Source organism: Bradyrhizobium sp. LTSPM299, assembly GCF_000938235.1.
In the GTDB taxonomy this organism is placed as follows: Bacteria; Pseudomonadota; Alphaproteobacteria; order Rhizobiales; family Xanthobacteraceae; genus Bradyrhizobium.
The window spans coordinates 37985-57459 of record NZ_JYMU01000019.1; the positions used below are offsets into that span (position 1 = coordinate 37985).

A 19475-nucleotide genomic window follows, 5' to 3' on the forward strand; every position below is an offset into this window, starting at 1 on the left:
AACCTCCGGCAGGGCATTGCCGGAGGTTTTGGAGGTTAGTTCATCAAGACGTTTGAGGTCTCCTCACTAGTGTCGGCGGCAAAGCCAACGGCCGTTTATACATTATCCAATTACATTAGTTAATCACATAATAGAGACTTGTTTCAACAAAAACCCCGACGGTTTTCCCGCCGGGGCTCTGTTAGATCGTGATCAGATCAACCGGTATTACCAGTTGCGCTGGGCGCGGAGCAGCAGGCTGACGCCATCCTGGTCCTTCAGCTGGTACACTGCAGCCGGCTTGCCGATCGAGGCGCTGCCGGGATAGGTGATCGTGCCGGCGTACTTCTGATCCAGATGCTGCCAAGTCAGGTCTGCCGTGAAGGTCAGGTTCTTGACCGGGGTCCACTGGGTCTGCGTACCGAGCTGCGCGATGTTGTAGTCGGGGTTGCAGGAGGTCAGGCCAGCGGTGCCGAAGACGGCGCCGAACGAACCACCCACACCGGTGCCGGTCGGGCCGCAGATGTAGGACTTGGACGTGCTGTTATACATGATGCCGGCGTAGGCACCGTAGATGCTGGTGTTCCAATAGGGGTTCCAGTTGTGGACGTATGCACCACGCATACCCCAGGTCGAGACCAGCTGCTGCGAGCCACCGCTCACGAACACGCTGTCCGGAGCAACGCCGAGGCCAATGCTCTGGTAAGCGCCAGCCACGCTGGTGCCACCGAACATCTGGGTTGAACCAGCGAACGACAGGTCGTTGATGTTGTACCTGGTTGCACCGTTGGTATAGACGCCCTGAACGTTGATGGTGTCGCCGGGTCCGGTCGGGATGTTCTTGATCGACAAGGCCAGTGCACCGGCCCAGCCCCACTTGTCATCCGGATGACCGGTGACTTCGGTGGCGCCGTAGTAGGCCGCGTGGTTGTCATGCGCCACGAACGACGCCTGGAACAGACCCCAGGCCTGGTCGACGCGGAGCGCTGCGATCAGGTCCGGAGCAATCGTGCCGGCATAGTCGCTCGCACCATAAGCGCCGAGCGTACCGGTACCGAGCACACCGAGATTCTGCACGCCAGCCTGGCTGTACGCCGCCTGATCCTGCGCCGACAGAGACAGCGACACGCCGTTGCCGAACTGCGCGGTGTAGGTGAACTGGTTCACACCGGTGACGAAGCCGGCGCCGCCGACGAGACCGTCGAAGTTGTTGCCCGGATAATTGGTCCACGGGGCCGAGAACTGCGAGACCGCCTTACCCATGGTGAAACCGGCGAACTGGATGAAGGCGAGGTAGACGCCGAGCCCACCGCCGGCGACACCGCCGCCCGTGGCGTTGCCCGGAGCAGCGGTCGTGCCGATCGGCGCGTAAACGGTCGAGCCTGCAGCGGCGCCCGCTCCGTAGGTGTCCGACGTCCAGCTGAAGGTCGCATCGAAGTAGGTGCGGACCACGCCGTATTCGGTCGCGGTGCGCGTATCGATGTCGAAGTCTTCACGAGAGCGCCAGGTGTAGCCGTTGGTGAAACGGTTCTGGGCGCCGCCGGCGCCAGCGAACGGACCAGAGAAGTCCGAGTTGGTGTTCGCTAGAACGTCCGCACGCAGGTAGCCGCTCAGCTTGATGCAGGTGTCGGTGCCCGGGATGAAGTAGAAGCCGGGACCATACAGCGAGCAAACCTTCACGTACTCAACCGCCTTGGCCTTGACGGGAAGGTCGGCCGCCTGAGCTCCGCTGATCGCAACGAGAGCCGCCGCCGAGCCGAATAAAAGGCCCTTTACCATCTTCATGTTATCCTCCAAGTGATGCCTTGCGCTGTTGGCAAAGCGACAAAAGAACCCCCTCCCGAAAGCCGCTGCCCCGCAGCGATTTTCAAGATTCTAGTGGTCAACTCGGCCACTGCAGGCGTGAGACGGTGGGTGCCCCCCTCCGCCACCGCACGACTATGCATTAGCCTTTCACATGTTCAACTTATATTAGTTAGTCATTCTATGGTTTAGGCCGCCATGTGTCATTCATGCAACGCCTGGGTGTGAACATTTTCGCCAACCCAGCTTCAAAACGAATTGGATATCTGTGAAGATGACTTTTTCGTAAGGAAGGCCATGACCGAGCGCAAATCGACCGACAAACTGCAGGACGCGGCCGAGCGATTGGCCTGGGAGATCGTGTCGACCAGCACCCGCCTCGACGAATTGCGCGGCATCTGGGCCAAGATGATCGGAATCACCGGTCCTCAATGGATGATCATGATGGTCCTGGCGAACGTCGAGGATCGCGCCGTCGGCCTGCCCGTTGGCGCTGTGTCGAGGGCACTGCGCGTCGACCAGTCGTTCGTGGTGACGCAGTCCAAATTGCTCGAAAAGAAGAACCTTCTGCGCCGAAAAAGCTCGACCGAGGATGCCCGCGTCGTCAACCTGTCGCTGACCGACCACGCCCACAAGCAAATGGCCAATCTGTCATCGCAGCGTAAGGAATTGAACGAGTTCGTCTATGCGGATCTCGATCTCAAGGAGCTGCTCCAATTGACCGGCAAGATGAACACCATCAAGACCCGCCTGGAAAAAGCAATATTGAGGATCTCGGTCGACCTTTAAGGACGGCTATCCCACCTCACGCCTTCACGCTCGCATCGATCAGCAGCTTCGCGACCGCGAACGCCGATTGCGCCGGCCCCTCTTCCGACTGCTGGCCGGTGACGTAGATGCCTTCGATCAGCAGCAGCAGGGCATCGCCGAGCACGGCGGGGTGACGCGCGCCCATGCTGGCTGCGAGTTCGCGCAGGCGCTTGCGGAAGACTTTCTTGTTCGCTTCGGCGACCTGCCGCGCGGGATTGTCCCGCGCCGGATATTCCACGGTGGCGTTGGTGAGACCGCAGCCGCGATAGCCTTCGCAGACGGCCCGGGTGGACAGCTGACGAATATAGGCAAGCACGTGCTCGCGCGCATCGGAATAGGATTTTCCGCCGGGCTTCTCAAAATTCTCCCAGAAGTTCAATTCGTAGTCGCGCATATAGGCGGCCGCGAGATCGTCCTTGGACGCGAAGCTGCGATAGAGACTCGGCTTGGTGACGCCGGCCCGGTCGACCACCTCGTCGACGCCGACAGCGCGGATGCCCTCGCGATAGAACAGTTCGCTGGCGGAGGCGCGGATCCGGTCGGCGGCTCGAGCCGGACGTCCCACAGACGGTTCGACGGTTTTCTTCATGATGCTCTTTCGAATCCTCCCGCGGCACGCTTGACAATGTTACTTACCGGTACGTATACACTCTGCATCGCAATACGTACCGGTAAGTAACATGCCAAATTCCCCACTTCAACCCACCACCGTACAACCTGCCCCCGTGTCGAGACGCCCGTTCGGCCAGAAATACGCCTTCGTCGTCGTCGCCGTGATCTTCCTGGCGCTGCTCTCTTCGGCGGGCCTGCGCGCCACGCCGGGCGTGCTGATGCTGCCGCTGCAACAGGCCTTCGGCTGGAACGTCGGCGTGATCTCGTCTTCGGCTGCGATCGGCATCTTCCTCTATGGCCTCGCGGGCCCGTTCGCCGCGGCCGTGATGCAGCGCTTCGGCATCCGCCGCACGGTGCTGGGCGCGCTCGCGCTAATGTCGGCGTCAACAGGCGCCAGCTATTTCATGACCGCGCCGTGGCAATTGTTCCTGACATGGGGACTGCTCTCCGGCATCGGCTCGGGCGCGGTCGCCAATGTGCTCGGCGCCACCATCGTCAACCGCTGGTTCACCACCAATCGCGGGCTCGTCATGGGGCTGCTGACGGCAAGCACCGCGACCGGCACGCTGATCTTCATGCCGGGCCTCGCGGCGCTGGTGCAATGGGGCGGCTGGAAGCCGGTGGTGCTGACGGTGGCCGCGTGCTGCGCGGCGCTGATTCCGCTGGTGTATGTTCTGGTGCCCGAGCGGCCCGCCTCGGTCGGCCTGCGCTCGTTCGGCAGCCCGCACGACGATCATCCCGCGCCGAGGGCTGAGGGCAATCCGTTCACATCAGCGTTCTCAAACCTCGCGCGCGCCGCGAAGACGCGGACGTTCTGGTTCCTGTTCGCCACCTTCTTCATCTGCGGCTTCACCACCAACGGTCTCGTCGGCACCCATCTGATCGCGTTCTGCAGCGACCATGGCATCGTCGAGGTGCAGGCGGCGAGCCTGCTCGCGTTGATGGGGTTCTTCGACCTGTTCGGCACCACGTTCTCGGGCTGGCTCACCGACCGTTTCGATCCGCGCAAATTGCTGTTCCTGTATTACGGACTGCGGGGCCTGTCGCTGATCTACCTGCCCTACTCGGATTTCTCGCTGGTCAGCCTGTCGGTGTTCGCGGTGTTCTATGGTCTCGACTGGATCGCGACCGTGCCGCCGACCGTGCGCATCGCCAACGAAGCGTTCGGCGACAAGAACGCGCCGCTGGTGTTCGGCTGGGTGGTCGCCGGCCATCAGCTCGGCGCCGCCTGCGCCGCGTTGTTCGCCGGCTTCATGCGCTCCGCCCAGGGCGACTATCTGCAGGCCTTCATGATCGCAGGCCTGACCGGCATCCTCGCCGCCGTCCTGTCGCTGATGATCGGCCGGCGGCCAACGCAACCGGTGCTCGCCGCGGCGTGAGGAGGCGGCGATCTCGATCCGTGCTATTTAATTCCAATCATGCAGCAGCCGGACAGCGAAACCTCATCGCCTGGTGTGTCGAGCGCGCCGGCCTCGACGTTGACGCCCGATTCCGGGCCGGGCGTGGCCTACGGCATAGCTTTCGTGACGCACTTGAGGGACCATGGCGTGAGCGGAGCCGCCATCCTGCGTCCCCTGATCGACGACTTGAATGCGCGCGCCGCAATGTCGCCTTTCGACAAGGCAACGGCCGCGCGCGCAGCCTGCAACGCGCAGGACACGGCGAATTGGGGCGCGGGGCCGGTGGTTGCCATGCCGAACGGCGATCTGATCGTCACGTCCAAAATGGTCGCCAGAGAGGGGCCGGTCCTGATCGTCAAGCCGGACGGCGCCGTCCTGCGCGGCACGGCCAACATCGATATGCTCGACGAGACGACGTATGTCGTGTCGAACGTGATTGAGGGGAAATGGCCCGCCAGGGCAATTTGGATCGAGAGCCCGTCGGCATGACATGCGGGCGCGATCAGGACTTGGCCGCAACGTGCCACACCCTGGGGAAGCCCAGTCAAGTGCTGCGATCAACAGATTGACCTTGACTGGACCTCGAATTCGTCTGGAAATGCGTGGCTGGCCGAAGGCCTCAAATCACCTTGCTCCATTCTCGCCCAGCGATCTGGAAAGATGGCAACCCACACATTCGCATGCATCGATGGGCATACTTGCGGCAATCCCGTCCGGCTCGTCTCCGGAGGTGGGCCGCGCCTGGAAGGCGCGAACATGCTGGAGAAGCGCGCTCACTTTCAGCGGGACTACGATTGGATTCGCACCGGCCTGATGTACGAGCCGCGCGGTCACGACATGATGTCGGGCTCGATCCTCTATCCACCGACGCGGCCCGATTGCGACGTCGCAGTGTTGTTCATCGAGACATCTGGCTGTCTGCCGATGTGTGGGCATGGCACCATCGGCACCATCACCATGGGCATTGAGAACGGCCTCATCACGCCACGCGAATCCGGAAAGCTGTCGATCGACGCTCCGGCCGGCAAAATCGACATCACCTATCGGCAGGAAGGCCGATTCGTCGAGGAAGTGCGGCTGACAAATATTCCGAGCTTTCTCTACGCGGAGGGACTGACAGCGCAGGTTGACGGTCTCGGTGAGATCGTCGTCGACGTCGCCTATGGCGGCAATTTCTACGCCATCGTCGAGCCGCAGAGGAATTTCCGGGATATCGCCGACCATACGGCGAGCGAACTGGTGGGGTGGTCGCCGCGCCTTCGCGCAGCGCTCAACGCGAAGTACGCGTTTGTTCATCCCGAGCACCCGGAGATCAACGGTCTCAGCCACATCCAGTGGACCGGCAAGCCGACGACACCGGAGGCGCATGCCCGCAACGCCGTATTCTATGGCGATAAAGCCATCGACCGCTCGCCGTGCGGCACCGGAACCTCCGCGCGCATGGCGCAACTTGCGGCAAGGGGCAGGCTCAAGGTCGGAGACGACTTCGTGCACGAATCGATCATCGGTTCGCTGTTCAAGGGACGGGTCGAGGCTGCCGCCAAAATCGCCGGCCGAGATGCCATCGTCCCTTCGATCGCCGGCTGGGCGCGTATGACCGGCTACAACACGATCTTCATCGACGACCGCGATCCTTATGCCCACGGCTTTTCCGTGAGGTAACCACTCCAGGGCGAGCCACGTCTTTACCTCGCGCAACGGTCATCAAATCCGGGACTGTCATGACCCGTCCGAGGCGGTCGACGCGACATGACATTTAACAACTGGAACAGCGCACGCTCCGCCTGATATTTGGCGGCCGGTCGGTCACGCTGGCGACCCCGCGCCATCAATTTGCCCGCGTCGTCCCGGACCTCCCAATCCCAGCCTCTCCGCGCACGGTCGATCAACTTTACCTCGAGCATTGCGCGGTCCCCATGGTTGCGGGCGAAACCGAGATCCTCAATGTGAGAGGAAAGGTGGACGCGGCAACCGCCTCGAGAGCCGACTGCTCCTCGGCAAGACGCCTTTCGACGAACTGCCGCTCCAGATCCGTGAGACTGGTCTTCAGCAGATTGCGATAACGAGCGATGTTGTTGCGGTGCGCACGCATGAGTGAAAAACTTTCGTCGATCATGTGACTGCCTCCTAGGCCGCCGCGCGTGCTGTGGAACGAAGACGGCAAGGTTTCCCGCCGGGTGGATTGCGAGGGCTGCCGTCGAGTTCGCGCAATGCTTCAAGGATTTCGTCGATGGTGACGGGAGCCCTCAGCCCGGGAGGCGCTCGCAGCGCGGGACACGATGCGATTGCCGAGGCATCGGAAGCCCAAGACGCGAGAATGGCGCGCTTCTCGGCGACCGATAGGTGGGGATGCGCTACGACATCGTTCGGATGATCGAAGGTCGTTGCAGGGTGGAGCAGCGCATCGAAGTCGAAAACGTTGTCGAACGCGGTCGTCGGCCGCATGGTTGCCTCCATTTCACGACGAGGGTGAGAGGCCGCACATCGGCGATGTGCGGCCTTGATGTTCGCTAAAGCGCGATAAGATCTGGTTGAACCATCATCGCGCTTCAGCTCCTTGTTTGAGCATGATCTTTTCGGAAAACCGCTTCACACTTTTCCGGATTATGCTCCAGCATCAGGCCGCTTTGGCTTCGATCTGATGAACGTTGGCCGTCGATCCGCCGTTGATGGCGATGCGCCGCGGCTTCATGGCTTCCGGGATTTCCCGCAGCAGCTCGATCCGCAACAGCCCGTTGTCGAAGGATGCGCCTTTCACCTGCACGTAGTCCGCGAGGCTGAATTGACGCTTGAACTGCCGGGTCGAAATTCCCCGATAAAGGAATTCTCGATCCGCTTTCTCCGCCTTGTTGCCTTCGATCGTCACGACGTTCTGTTCCGCCGTGATCGAGATCTCGTCAGGGGCGAAGCCTGCGACGGCCAGCGTGATCTGGTACCGGCCGTCCGCCAGCCGTTCAATGTTGTAGGGGGGATAGTGGTCTTCGCCGGCCCGTTGGGCGGTCTCGACCAGATCGAAAAGGCGGTCGAAGCCGATGGTCGACCGGAACAGGGGCGATAAGTCTAGAGTGCGCATAGCCAAATCCTCCAAAGAGCAAGATGGGTACGAGCGGGCACCGGACACCATATCCGGGCGCCCGCCTCATTCGTTCGGGCCCTTCAGCAGCGGCGCCCGAAGCCGTCATATGACGACGGCGAGAAAATAAAAAAGCCGAAAAAAAGTTTCAAGGGGGGTGCTGAATTTTTTGATTGGTCGTTTGCTGGCTGGTTAATCTTCGGTGGGAGCGGCTGGGCGTGTCGCCAACCAGGCGTCAGGTGCATACCGGTTGGATCAGGAGGTCATCATGCCAAAATCGTTGTCAGTCCCCGCGCCTGCGGATGCCGCCGAGAGACGCAGCCAGCGCGCGGTCGTGGTTTATCCGGTCGAGACCCTGCCATCCGCGGATTTCGATGTGTTGAATGCCGCGAGGCAAACCTTGAGAAAGGTGAGTGAGGTCATCGTTCCGCCCAGGGACGCACGCAGCTTCACTGTTCCCCGGGGGCACTTCTTTCGAATTGTCAGCATGGAGGGCTCCCAGGTCGGCGATCTCAATCTCTGGAACGCAGACAACCTGTCCGAGCGTTTCTTCAGCGGCAAGACCCGCGCGCTTCACGCAACCCATGTCAGCGTCGGCGATCGGCTGTGGAGCACCCTGCCCCATCTGAGGCCGATGGCCACCATCACCTACGATAGCTTGAGCTGGTACGGCTGGGATGATGACGGAGCTGCCGTGCACGACGTCATTGGAACGCGTTGCGATCCCTACACGAACCGGCTCCTGAAAGGCGACGACTATCACCATTGCTGCCATTCGAACCTGATACGCGCGCTCTCGGCGGCCAAGGGCATATCGATGCAAGAGGCTGAGCATCATGTGCACGACGTGCTGAATGTCTTCATGTGCACCGGGTTTACGCGGGATACCCACCAGTATTTCATGAAGGCCAGCCCTGTGCGGCCAGGCGACTACATCGAGTTCTTCGCCGAGATTGATCTTTTGGGGGCCTTGTCGGCGTGTCCCGGTGGCGATTGCAGCGCGAGCCATTCGAGCGATGCCGCGGCCTGCTATCCACTGAGGGTCGAGGTATGGCAGGCTGATCCGGATAGCCTCGTCAAATGGGTGTATCCAAGCCCAAGTGCTTATCCCGGGACCCACCGATCGTAAGGCCAGCGATCATCTGTTGCACCGTGAAATGGGATGGTCCAGCGTCGCCACAGCGTATTGCAAAATGCGCTACAGTATTCTATATTGCTGCCGTGGAGGTCCATCATGCCGCGAGCGGTTGAACGCAAGGAGCATCCGCTTTCGATGCGGCTGCCGGAAACTGACATTGCCATCATCGATCGGGCAGCGGCGCTGCGTGGCCGCTCGCGCACGGACTTCGTGCGTGACGCGGCAGTGCGTGCGGCAGAGGACGTGCTGATGGAGACGGCGCCCATTCGAATGAGTCCCGCCGGATTCAAAGCCTTCATGGCGGCACTGTCCGGACCCGCTAGCCCTGTACCGGAAATGGTCGAGCTCTTCCAACGTGCGGCACCGTGGGAGACCAAAGCGTTTTCGAGCGAAGTGGATATCGGTTCGCGTGGAGAAAACGCTTCAAAGAAGAAAAGCGGCTCCAACAAGAGGGGCTGAGACTTGGTCATCTCCGGCCCCGAACCACTGACGCCGGCTCATATTCTGGAAGATTTCTCCTGTGGCAAGCCGTCGCTCGATCGATGGCTCAAGACGCGCGCGCTCTCCAACCAGGAAAAGGGCTTTACGGCCGTCCTCGTCGTCCATGAAGCCAGGCGCGTGGTCGGTTATTATGGCCTTGCGCCGACGGCAATCGTGCCGTCACGCCTGCCGCGCTCCATCCGGACCGGTCAACCGCCCGACCCCGTCCCTTGCCTGCTGCTGGGACAGCTTGCGACCGATCAGAACTGGATCGGCAAGGGAATTGGCTCCGGCCTGCTCAAGCATGCGCTGCAGCGGTGTGTCACGGCCGCGAGCCTCATCGGAGGCCGCGCTTTGATCGTCAACGCGGTTGACATTGAAGCCGCCGCGTTCTGGGCGCGACGCGGCTTCATTCCGTCAAAAGACGATCCACTGATTTTGTTCAGGTCGATCGCAGATATTGCGGCATCGCTTCGCTGAGCTATTCTTCGGGATAGCCGGCATTCCCAAGCCGTCGTCAGGCATGGTCTTTCACCCCGAGAAAAATCAACGCGGATCATTTGCTACCGTCGCAGCGTCGGCAAGCAGGAGCACAGGAATTGGACCTAGATCGAGCGGCCACGATTGCTGGACTAAAGATCAAGGTAGTTCGCGATGCTGTTCGCGAGATGGCTCGCCACGACACGAACGACAGTGGGTGGACGGCAACCTCTTTGGCCGATCACATGAAGATTTCGCCAACTCACGCGGAGTGGTTAAGCGAATTACTGGTCGAACAGAAGATTCTCGAGAGAAAACCACCACCATCCTGGGACAAGGACCCAGCCCCCCGAAATCCGTTATGCGCTTGGCGAATATGGCACAAGGTTCACACTCGCCCGAATGCTCAAGCGCATCGACCGCGCAAAAGTCGACAACATTATCGCCGAGCTTTTGAAGCGGGTCGCCGAGATCAATGCTGATTCAAAACTTTGCTACTTTGTAAATGAAATTCGATTGTTCGGCTGCGCAATAGTCAGCGACGCAGAGAGTTTCGGCGATGTCGATATCGCATATGACATCGGCCACAGAAGACGACCGCCCGAATACAAAAAATGGCACGATTGGGCGCGCGAGCGATGGAAGCTCGCCGGTCGCTCCAATCTGAACTTCATGCAGCAGCTTTGCTACGCAGAGCACGAAGTTTTGCGATTGCTCAAGGGACGCAATCAGTATCTGTCCATCCACAACTTTAATGATCTAGTCGGCATTGGTGCCGACAACATCCGGTTATTCATCCTCCCCGAAGGTCAAATTCAAGCCGAGGACAGCGTCTCGGGCGAGGAGTTGCATCGGGTACGAATGGCGAGCGCGAAGGAACGTGCCGAAAAGAAGGAGCAGACGACCGCCAAAGGAGCGGCGTCCACAATTAAAGCAGAACATTCCCCTGAGCAGATCAAGCGACGGATGATCACCGCCGTGCGATCACTCGCGTTTGATCTCCTTCGGGCTATCGATGAACCGTCACCACCGGAAGCGCTTGAGCAAAGTATCATCGTGGCCCACCAGCGAATTAAGGATTATCGCGAGATGAACCTGCCGGACAGGATACCGAACGTTCTCTGCGATGTGCTATCGAATGACGTCATTGAACAAAACTCCAGACCGGACACGTTCGTATTCTCCGAGGATCGCGAACGTATGGCGCAGGATGGAACCGACAAAGCGGATGCGGCTCACACGCAAATCACGCATGCCGTCCTCAAGAAACTCAAGAGCCGTGTCCTCGGCCACCCGAACTATCGATGGGACGACATTTACGTCGAGATCGAGCAAGCATTTCGGTTAAGGCGCGAAGCCGACTTCGAAGAGTATGAATATCGGCGCACACATCCCCGGACAGAGTTCTACGGCGCTGACTTTCTTTCCGACACCGCAGTTTCCACACTCCGTAGCATCGGAAAAGGCAATACTGAGCGACTCCACAAGCAGGCGTTGGGTATCTTGAGCAAATACGACTTCATAAGACCGTTCCGCAAAAAATGGCGCTTAACCCCAAAGGGCGAGCGAGCGATCAAATATCACGCTGAGAAAGATGCCTTCCATGCGAAGAGAAAGGGCAACGGAACGGGCGGAACGGCTGAGCCGTGACGGAGCCCGCATCGTACAAAGTCGTGGAATATCGCACTCTGGCGCTCCCTAGGGGAATCGAACCCCTGTTTCGGCCTTGAGAGGGCCAAATAATGGATCCGCCTCCATCCGTCACCGTTCGCTGGCATCCAATGATTTCAATAGGTTGACTGTTTAGAATCCGGTATTGTTCGCAGACGTACACCATCATATATTCAACAGATATTCGACGTATAACAGTGCGACAAACGCTATGTCCAAGACACTCACCGAGGCTCAGGTCACGACGGCTAAAGCGCGCTCCAGGCTCGAGCTTGGCTTGCATTGGCGTCGCCTCGATGCGGAAGCGCATCTTGGCTATCGCAAAGGAAAACAGGGCGGCGTTTGGTTTGTCCGCTGGCGTAATCACCACGAAGGCGGCAACTATAAGCAGGTGCCAGTCGGCGTCGCCAACGACGTCAATGACAAGCCCGCCGACGGGATTCTGACGTTCGGGCAGGCCGTGAGAACGGCACGGGAGGCCGTAGCTCGAGCCAGAACAGAAGCCGCGTCGCAGGCGGCGGGCCCGGCTCCTACCGTGCGATCGGCCGTTGAAGCCTACGTCAAGGAACGCGACGCTCGAGAAAGACGCCGAACAGGTCGCGACGTCCGATCCGACGCCGGTACCAAGCTGCGGCGCTACGTTCTTGGTCAAGAAAAGCGCGGCAATCAGGAAGCTGCGGAAGCTGCTCCTCTCGCATCGGTGCATCTGCATTTCATGAAAGAAGACGACTTGATAACGTGGCGCGAGGGTTTGCCGGAGGATTTAAAGGTCACGACCAAGCAGCGGTTCGTGAATGACCTCAAGGCCGCACTAAATGCCGCCTGGCCGCGGCTTTCTGCAGATCGGAAGAAACTAAACCCGACGTTCCTCGCCATTGTGAAGGCCGGCTTCAAAGCCGAGCGGATCGATGATGATGATGATGTGTCGGTTGCTCGGGATAACCAGATTCTCACGGATGAGGACGTTGGCACCATCCTTCAAGCTGCGTATGAAGTCGATCAGGAGCAAGGATTTGACGGCGATCTATTTCGGATCGTCGTATGTCTGGCCGCGACCGGCGCGCGGTATGCCCAGGTCAGGCGAATGCGCGTGGGCGACGTACAGGTTTCTGCACGGCGTTTGATGGTGCCGGGCTCCTACAAGGGGCGCGGCGGCAATAGCGGCTCGGACCCGGTCCCAGTGGGCAACGATGTGATTGAGGTGCTTTTGCCCGCAATCGCCGGGCGGCCGAGCGATGCACCTCTTTTCGAGCGATGGATCCATGAACAGGAGCCGGGGGGTATCGCGTGGAGGAAGTCTGAACGCGGTCCGTGGAAAAGAGCCGAACTTGCACGTCCCTGGAAGGCCATTCGCGAGCGCGCCGGTATGCCGGAGGTGATTCCCTATGCTTTGCGGCACTCAAGCATCGTGCGCGGACTCCGAAAGGGCTTGCCCATCCAACAGGTCGCCAAACTGCACAACACCTCAGTCAAGATGATCGAACGGCACTACGCGAAATACATTGCGACCGCCTTGGAAGACCTCGCAAGGGCGGCAGTCGTGTCCCTGGTGCCGCGCAGTGATGGAAACGTGGTGCCGATGGGAAAACGCGCGTAAGTGGTCATCCTGCGGTCTTGACCGAATTCATTCGTCTGATGGCGCCGGTAGGCGTGTGACTAGCGACGTCAATGCGAACATCTGAGCGCCGGCGCGTACGGCAGCGCGCGGCAACGGCTGTTCGAAGACATTCGGACACCATTGGCGGCAAAAGAATTTTCGCCACCACGCGGGCCGCGGCGAATTGTCGAAGCAGGGCTGTTCAAGTATCTGGGGAGCTGCTCGCAAGAGCTGCCGTGCCGATTCGAGATTGCAGATGAGTCCGACGTGGCGCTCCCTAGCGGAAGGGTGAAAAACCTTGGATATCAATAGGTTTGCCCATTGTTCAGCGGCCAAATAACGCACTGAAACTCAATCGGCATTTTCGCGATTGGCAAACGTCGCGGTAACGATCTCTTGGTTCAAACCTCGGAGAGCAGCAGTATTATCGCTGTTATCGGTTATCGGTCGCCAGATCGCGAGCTTTGAATGCTTGCACTGAAGAACGGCTTAGGAGAGTTGGAACATCGCTTTTCGGGACTGAATACTTAGCGCTGATTGGCGCGCTCGAAGCCGAAGCCGCTTTTGACACGCGGTGATATCCCGCTCTAACGATAGCCATTCGAAAACCGTTGCCGCGGCGCTGTCGCCGGCATTCGCTCCGGTTATTCGATGCCCCGCGACTTGAATGACAGAACCTATACCGTTGTATGGTTCGCCCTATCCCTCGACCCCAATCGACCGCAAGTACGCCTCAACGTAGCGTCGTCGATGCCGTGTGTAAGCGGCGGTCACAGGAGACAAACATGAGCCCAGATTACACCTCACGCCCCGGCAATTCGAGACCCGACGAATTGGTTCCATCGCGCTACGCGGTTCGGGTCGGCGAGATTGACGTGCTGGTGGTCAGCGATGGCGTGCTACCGCTCCCAACCGCAATGTTGGCACACAACGCCAACCCGGCCGTCCGAGCGGCCTGGCTGAACGACATGTTCCTGCCGCCGGACGCTTTCGATTGGGCTCTGAACGTGGTCGTGGTGCGTAGCGGCGGTCAGACCATACTCGTCGACGCTGGGCTAGGGCTCGACCCGGACTTGCACTTGCCGCGGGCCGGGCAGTTGATCAAGCGACTGGAGGCCGCTGGCATCGATCTTGCGTCCGTGACCGACGTGGTGCTGACCCACATGCACATGGACCACGTTGGCGGGCTGCTCGTCGACGGCGTGAAGGACCGGCTGCGTCCGGACCTGCGGATCCACGTGGCAGCCGCCGAGGTCAAGTTCTGGGAGGCGCCCGATTTCTCCCACGTCTCGATGCCGCCGGGGTTCCCGGACGCGCTTCGGTCGACTGCCAAGCGGTTCATGAAAGAGTACCGCAGCCAGTTGCGGCCGTTCGAGGACGAGCACGAGGTGGCGCCGGGGGTGATCGTCCATCGCACCGGCGGCCACACACCCGGGCACAGCGTGGTCCGCGTGGCGTCCGGCGGCGACCGGCTGACCTTCGCCGGCGACGCCGTGTTCTCGGTCGGGTTCGAGCACCCCGAGTGGTACAACGGCTTCGAACACGACCCCGAGGAGGCGGCCCGCGTTCGGGTCCGTCTGTTGCGGGAACTGGCGGCGACCGGCGGGCTGCTGGTGGCCACTCATCTGCCGTTCCCATCCGTCGGCCATGTGGCGGTCGACGGCGACGCGTTTCGTTGGGTACCGGCCATCTGGGACTACTGACCGCTTGTTAGGCCCGAACCAGGGCGTGTCCTCATTGCATTTATGAGTGCACGCCCTAGATCGAGAACCGCCATCGGACGGTCGAACAGGAAGGCTACTCTGGCTCGACCGCTCTCCCCTCGCGATGTCGCGATCTGAACGAGCGCTCCCCTTAGGAGCGAGCACGAGCGTTGCTAGGACGTCGTTGACCTCGACATTTGCGTACTGGCATGCGAACCCGCCGTCGATGGTGAATACTCGGAGTGATTGTACGATCTGCGTTGATTTCCCATACGCTGAGGAATGCCGCATGCGGGAGCCTGTGGTCATCGAGTAGCCAGTGCCAAGAAGGCATGCAACGGCCAGGCCGCGCAGTGATCGATCACCTTCTGTCCCGACTTGCGGCACCGATGTCGGCGCAGACCGCGACCTCTTCAGTAGTGTCCTGCCGCCGTCCGGCGTGAGGATTTCTACAAAGACATAGACAATTAAATCGTTGTCGAATTCGCACTGTCCGAGCTGCGAGATGGTGCCGTGCAACCGATACAGAGCCTGTTTGAAAACTAACCTATGTGATCGCGCATTTTCGCGTATCGGGCTAGCCCAATCTTGATGGTGACCAGCACCGGCGCCGCGAATACAAAAAGCAGGGCGACCGCATTGAACGCCGTGTCGAAGGCGATCACGGTGGATTGACCAGTGACGACCCTTCCCAGCAGGCTGGTGGCAGCGCGGCTGGCGGCCACGGCGTCCATTCCTCGTGCAGCGAGCATGGCTGTCGTCGCCGTCAGCTGCTCGGTGACTGCAGGAACACCCGCGGTGACGTTGGCGCTGAGCACCGCAACGTTGCGAACCACGTTGTGGTCGATCAGGGTCTGAAGTCCGGCGACCCCGATGAGACCACCGAGCTGGCGACCGGCATCGAAGAGACCTATGCCGGCCGCGCGGTTGCGGTTGTTAAGGTTGCTGAAAGCGATCAGCGTGATCGACAGAAACAGGAACCCAAGGCCCAGCCCGCGCAACAGAATGGCTGCCATCATGTCGTCCGCGCCGCTTTCGCCGGTCGAGCCGGACAGCATCCACATCGCAACCATGATCATCAGGATTCCAAAGGGCACTGTGGCGACCGGAGGAACGCCCCGCACCTGCATGAGGAAGGCGGCGATCAGGAGCGCGCCCATGAAAAGCGCACCACTTGGCAACAAAAGCTGGCCGGCGTCGGTGGGCGTGAACGCGAGAACGGACACGGCAAAAGACGGGATCAGGAACGCGCTCCCGAACAATGCCGCGCCGGCGACAAAACTAACGATGAAGGCGAAGCAAAAATCCTCCGATCGGAACAACGTGAAATCGAGCAGGCCTCGGCCTTTAGCCATCACTTGCTGGCCGAGAAAAGCCAACAGGGTGACCGCACCGATCACCGTCAGCCACAGGATGCGCGGTTCCTCGAACCAGACCCATCGGCTGCCCTGGCTGAAGACATAAGTGAAGCAGAACAGTGTGACGGAGATCAGCGACAAGCCAGTCCAGTCAAAGGGACGGCGCACGGTGGTGACGTGCCTCGGGCCGTCCGCGATCAACAGGAGTCCGGCAGCCCCCATGGCCACCGGAACGATACTGAAGAAAATCCATGCCCAGGACTGGCTGTCGACCAACCACCCTTGGAGAGCCGGGGCGATCGTCGCCGGAGCGACGACCGACCCCATCGCAAATAGGGCTTGAAGGATCGGCTGGCGGGATCGCGGATAGGCGAGAAAAATGATCGCCTGACCCCCGACAAGCAAGCTGCCGCCGCATAAGCCCTGTATCATGCGGAGCACGACCAGCAGGTCCAGCCGGGCTGTGAGCGCGGCAGTGCCGCATGCCATGCCCATGACCAGCGTTGAACCGACGATCAGGCTTCTCGGATTGACACGGTTCATCATCCACGGCGCTGCTATGAACCCGATCAGCTTCAGAGCGGTGTATCCGATGTCCAGCCAGGCGGACTCGTCAGGAGTTGCATGGGCGTCGCCGCTAATATAGCCGCGCCCGAGCGACAGGACCGTGCCGGCGATCGCCTCCGTCAATGTGGCAAGCACAATGCCTACGACCAGAATGGGCCCGGTCGCAGGTCTGTCGCGACGCGGCGTGGCGGCGACGGCCGTGGTCATGAGCCACTTCTCAAGTCGATCTCGACACGCGCGGACAGACCGGGCACGAGGCGGCCAGGCAATGGATGGCCAACGAACCGGATCTTCACCGGTACCCGTTGAACGACGCGAATGAAATTTCCTGTCGCGTTGTCTACCGGCAGCAGGCTGAATGCAGAGCCACTGCCGGGCGAAAAACTGTCTACTACTACTGAGTCAGAAAGCCACAGTCCCAAGTATTTTCGAATCAATTATGGAGGTGAATCCGACTTCAGCATAGGGGATTTGGATGGGTCTAGCTGGCGCGCAAGACATTGAGTTGCATTTTACCCGCTATGTCGATGAGCTTGTGAGCGTGATCGGGCACGCGGATCGGGCTGGCCCGTTTCACGACTATTGCACCGGGCTGATGATGCCTGGAGAGCGCAAGAGCGTGGAGCCGATGGCCGCGATCACGGCGCCCGGGCGAACCTCTGCACAGCATCAGTCGTTGCTGCATTTTGTCGGTCAAGCAGCCTGGTCGGACGATGATGTGTTGACCAAGGTGCGCCAGATGGTGCTGCCGCGGATTACGCGCGACGGGTCGATCGATGCCTGGATCATCGACGACACCGGCATTCCCAAGAAGGGGCAACACTCGGTTGGTGTTTCACACCAGTACTGCGGGCAGCTTGGCAAGCAGGCGAACTGCCAGGTGGCAGTGACGCTGTCGCTTGCCAATCGCCATGCGAGCCTGCCGGTGGCGTATCGGCTGTATCTACCGAAGGCCTGGGCCGAGGACGATGGTCGCCGCGCCAAGGCGGGGGTGCCCGAGGAGATCACGTTCAAGACCAAGCAGCAGATTGCGCTCGAACAGATGCGCTGGGCGTGCGAGGTCGGCCTTCCCGGCAGCATGGCGCTGCTGGATGCCGGCTATGGCCACGATTCCAAGCTGCGCGCGGGCATCACGGAGCTTGGAAAGCGCTATGTGGCCGGCATTCAGCCGCAGATACTGGTGTGGAAGCCGGGCAAGCGGCGGGGCCCGGCACCGAAGAAAGGGCGCCGTGACGCGCCCGATACGATCCCGGTCAAGGACCTCGCGCTCGGACTGCGGGCAGGAGCCTGGCACATCATCCGATGGCGCGAGGGCAGCAATGAATGGTTGTCCTCACGGTTTGCGCGTGTGCGTGTTCACGTTGCATCGGACCATGAACGGGCCGGCAAACCGACCAAAGAATGGCTGCTGATCGAGTGGCCCGAGGGCGAGAAGGAGCCGACCAAATACTGGCTCTCGACCTTGCCGGGCAACGTCGCATTCCGCGATCTGGTCGATGCCGCCAAGCTGCGCTGGCGCATCGAGCGTGATTATCAGGAACTCAAGCAGGAGGTCGGGCTCGGGCATTATGAGGGGCGCGGATGGCGTGGCTTCCATCATCACGCCACGATGTGCATCGCGGCCTACGGATTCCTGGTCTCCGAGAGGGAGACGATTCCCCCCTCAGGATCTCGTCCCGCCGCGCGGCTCCCGCAACCTGACGTTCGCGGCCGTTACCGACCCCGGGGATCCCCCATTGCGGCCTGAACGCCACGTCCCAAACTCGATCGCCACCGTGCACCGGCGCATCATCGATGCTCTCGTCAGACGATTGCCACGATGTCCGTGCTGCCGCGCCTCAACCGGGCGACGCCTGCGGTTGAACTTGTGACGCAGTAGTACTACTACACCTTCCAACATTTCGTTCGGGTAGCCATCGATCGCGATGCGGGCGCGCTGACCGGGCCGGATATGTTCGATCTGGGTTTCTTTGAAATTCGCCACGATCCACACGTCCCTGACCGGAACGATGTCAAGCAAGGACGCACCCGGCGCGACAAGCCGGCCGATGCGGACCTGACGGTTGCCGATAACGCCGTCGACGGGCGCATGGACTACGGTGTTGTCTAGATCGATTTGAGCGAGATCCCGCGCGGCCTGTGCCTGTGCCACGGCAGCAATGGCAGCTTCGCGCTGGGTGGCAAGTACAGCAATGCGTTGCTGTTGAGCCTCCACCATTGCCGACGCGGCCGATACGGCGGCCTCGGCTCTCGATAGCGCCGTGTCACTTTCATCGACCTGGGCCTGGCTGACGGCGTTGGTGCGGATAAGTTCGCGGCGGCGATCGGAGGATTTGGTCGCCAGATTCCTATCGGCAACGGTCGAACGTCGCTGGGCTTCGGCCTGTCGAACCAGGACATGCTGAAGCTGGGTGTCTGCATCGACATTGGTGAGGCGAGCCAGGGCAGCCTCGACATTGGCCATTGCTTGCGTAAGCCGTGCTCTGTAGTCCCGATCGTCGATCCGGAACAGGACGTCACCAACTCGGACGGCTTGGTTGTCCTCGACCTCGATGGTCGTGACGTAGCCCGCAACCTTTGGCGCGAGTGAGGTTACGTCTCCGCGAACATAAGCGTTGTCGGTCGACGACTCGCCGATCGACCGAGCCCAAGTCCATCCGGCAACCACGACCACCACCGCGCCGAGGCACAGTAGAAAACCGAGCATCTTTTGCTTTTTCGGTGCGATGATGCTCATCGTTCTACATCACTGCGCGGTCCAGCCGCGTTCAACAGAAATTGGCCATAACATCAACAGCAACTAA

General features: G+C 60.6%; 18 protein-coding genes and 1 pseudogene. 11 read left to right on the forward strand and 8 right to left on the reverse strand.

The genetic code is table 11. The features are described from left to right. Positions 1 to 207 precede the first annotated feature (207 nt). Positions 208 to 1764, reverse strand: a complete 1557-nt coding sequence (locus UP10_RS13155) for a porin (protein ID WP_044587760.1) — start codon at positions 1762 to 1764, stop codon at positions 208 to 210. Positions 1765 to 2079: 315 nt separating this feature from the next. Here UP10_RS13155 and UP10_RS13160 point away from each other — a divergent pair, with 315 nt between their 5' ends. Continuing rightward, entirely contained in the window at positions 2080 to 2571 is a 492-nt protein-coding gene (locus UP10_RS13160; RefSeq protein WP_044539030.1) for a MarR family winged helix-turn-helix transcriptional regulator, read from the forward strand. Positions 2572 to 2587: 16 nt separating this feature from the next. Here UP10_RS13160 and UP10_RS13165 read toward each other — a convergent pair whose 3' ends face one another. Next, the gene (locus tag UP10_RS13165; protein WP_044587761.1) at positions 2588 to 3181 is read right to left on the reverse strand and encodes a TetR/AcrR family transcriptional regulator; all 594 of its coding nucleotides are present in this window, start codon (positions 3179 to 3181) and stop codon (positions 2588 to 2590) included. A gap of 91 nt (positions 3182 to 3272) precedes the next feature. On the opposite strand from UP10_RS13165, the gene UP10_RS13170 reads away from it, so the two are divergent. The 3 genes from UP10_RS13170 (at position 3273) to UP10_RS13180 (ending at position 6266) form a co-directional block, all read left to right on the forward strand. After that, positions 3273 to 4583: an MFS transporter gene (locus UP10_RS13170; RefSeq protein WP_044587762.1), complete on the forward strand. Its 1311-nt coding sequence runs from the start codon at positions 3273 to 3275 to the stop codon at positions 4581 to 4583. Between the two features lie 39 nt (positions 4584 to 4622). Then, complete coding sequence (locus tag UP10_RS13175) at positions 4623 to 5093, forward strand: hypothetical protein (protein WP_044587763.1); 471 nt, start codon at positions 4623 to 4625, stop codon at positions 5091 to 5093. Positions 5094 to 5264: 171 nt separating this feature from the next. After that, positions 5265 to 6266, forward strand: a complete 1002-nt coding sequence (locus UP10_RS13180; RefSeq protein ID WP_044587764.1) for a 4-hydroxyproline epimerase — start codon at positions 5265 to 5267, stop codon at positions 6264 to 6266. Between the two features lie 229 nt (positions 6267 to 6495). Here the strand turns inward: UP10_RS13180 and UP10_RS13190 are convergent, their stop codons facing one another. From UP10_RS13190 to UP10_RS13200, 3 genes are all read right to left on the reverse strand, one after another. After that, on the reverse strand, positions 6496 to 6720 hold the full coding sequence (locus UP10_RS13190) for a hypothetical protein (protein ID WP_044587766.1): 225 nt from the start codon (positions 6718 to 6720) through the stop codon (positions 6496 to 6498). Positions 6721 to 6731: 11 nt separating this feature from the next. Continuing rightward, positions 6732 to 7049 (reverse strand): hypothetical protein, encoded by a 318-nt coding sequence (locus UP10_RS13195; RefSeq protein ID WP_044587853.1) that lies wholly within the window; start codon positions 7047 to 7049, stop codon positions 6732 to 6734. A 172-nt stretch (positions 7050 to 7221) separates the two neighbouring features. After that, positions 7222 to 7677: an Hsp20 family protein gene (locus UP10_RS13200; protein WP_044587767.1), complete on the reverse strand. Its 456-nt coding sequence runs from the start codon at positions 7675 to 7677 to the stop codon at positions 7222 to 7224. 268 nt (positions 7678 to 7945) lie between these two features. Between UP10_RS13200 and UP10_RS13205 the strand changes: the two genes are divergently transcribed. The 6 genes from UP10_RS13205 (at position 7946) to UP10_RS13230 (ending at position 14746) form a co-directional block, all read left to right on the forward strand. Further along, positions 7946 to 8806: an urea carboxylase-associated family protein gene (locus UP10_RS13205; RefSeq protein WP_044587854.1), complete on the forward strand. Its 861-nt coding sequence runs from the start codon at positions 7946 to 7948 to the stop codon at positions 8804 to 8806. Positions 8807 to 8911: 105 nt separating this feature from the next. Beyond that, positions 8912 to 9274 (forward strand): type II toxin-antitoxin system TacA family antitoxin, encoded by a 363-nt coding sequence (locus tag UP10_RS13210; RefSeq protein WP_245321727.1) that lies wholly within the window; start codon positions 8912 to 8914, stop codon positions 9272 to 9274. Between the two features lie 3 nt (positions 9275 to 9277). After that, positions 9278 to 9775 (forward strand): GNAT family N-acetyltransferase, encoded by a 498-nt coding sequence (locus tag UP10_RS13215; RefSeq protein ID WP_044587768.1) that lies wholly within the window; start codon positions 9278 to 9280, stop codon positions 9773 to 9775. Positions 9776 to 10177: 402 nt separating this feature from the next. After that, positions 10178 to 11425, forward strand: coding sequence for a hypothetical protein (locus tag UP10_RS13220; protein WP_044587769.1), 1248 nt, complete (start codon positions 10178 to 10180; stop codon positions 11423 to 11425). A 232-nt stretch (positions 11426 to 11657) separates the two neighbouring features. Next, positions 11658 to 13043: a tyrosine-type recombinase/integrase gene (locus UP10_RS13225; protein WP_044587770.1), complete on the forward strand. Its 1386-nt coding sequence runs from the start codon at positions 11658 to 11660 to the stop codon at positions 13041 to 13043. A gap of 785 nt (positions 13044 to 13828) precedes the next feature. Next, a complete protein-coding gene (locus UP10_RS13230; protein WP_044587771.1) occupies positions 13829 to 14746 on the forward strand; it encodes an MBL fold metallo-hydrolase in 918 nt (305 codons plus the stop codon). Between the two features lie 542 nt (positions 14747 to 15288). Here the strand turns inward: UP10_RS13230 and UP10_RS13235 are convergent. Then, positions 15289 to 16878 (reverse strand): MFS transporter, encoded by a 1590-nt coding sequence (locus UP10_RS13235; protein WP_044587772.1) that lies wholly within the window; start codon positions 16876 to 16878, stop codon positions 15289 to 15291. Beyond that, positions 16875 to 17066 (reverse strand): annotated as a pseudogene (locus UP10_RS45770) (HlyD family secretion protein); the annotation flags it as partial. The gene UP10_RS13235 and the pseudogene UP10_RS45770, both read right to left, overlap by 4 nt. A gap of 80 nt (positions 17067 to 17146) precedes the next feature. Here UP10_RS45770 and UP10_RS13240 point away from each other — a divergent pair. Continuing rightward, entirely contained in the window at positions 17147 to 18418 is a 1272-nt protein-coding gene (locus UP10_RS13240) for an IS701 family transposase (RefSeq protein ID WP_044587773.1), read from the forward strand. Here the strand turns inward: UP10_RS13240 and UP10_RS42940 are convergent. After that, on the reverse strand, positions 18335 to 19408 hold the full coding sequence (locus tag UP10_RS42940) for an HlyD family secretion protein (protein WP_082077082.1): 1074 nt from the start codon (positions 19406 to 19408) through the stop codon (positions 18335 to 18337). The genes UP10_RS13240 and UP10_RS42940 overlap by 84 nt on opposite strands. Between the last annotated feature and the right edge of the window lie 67 nt (positions 19409 to 19475).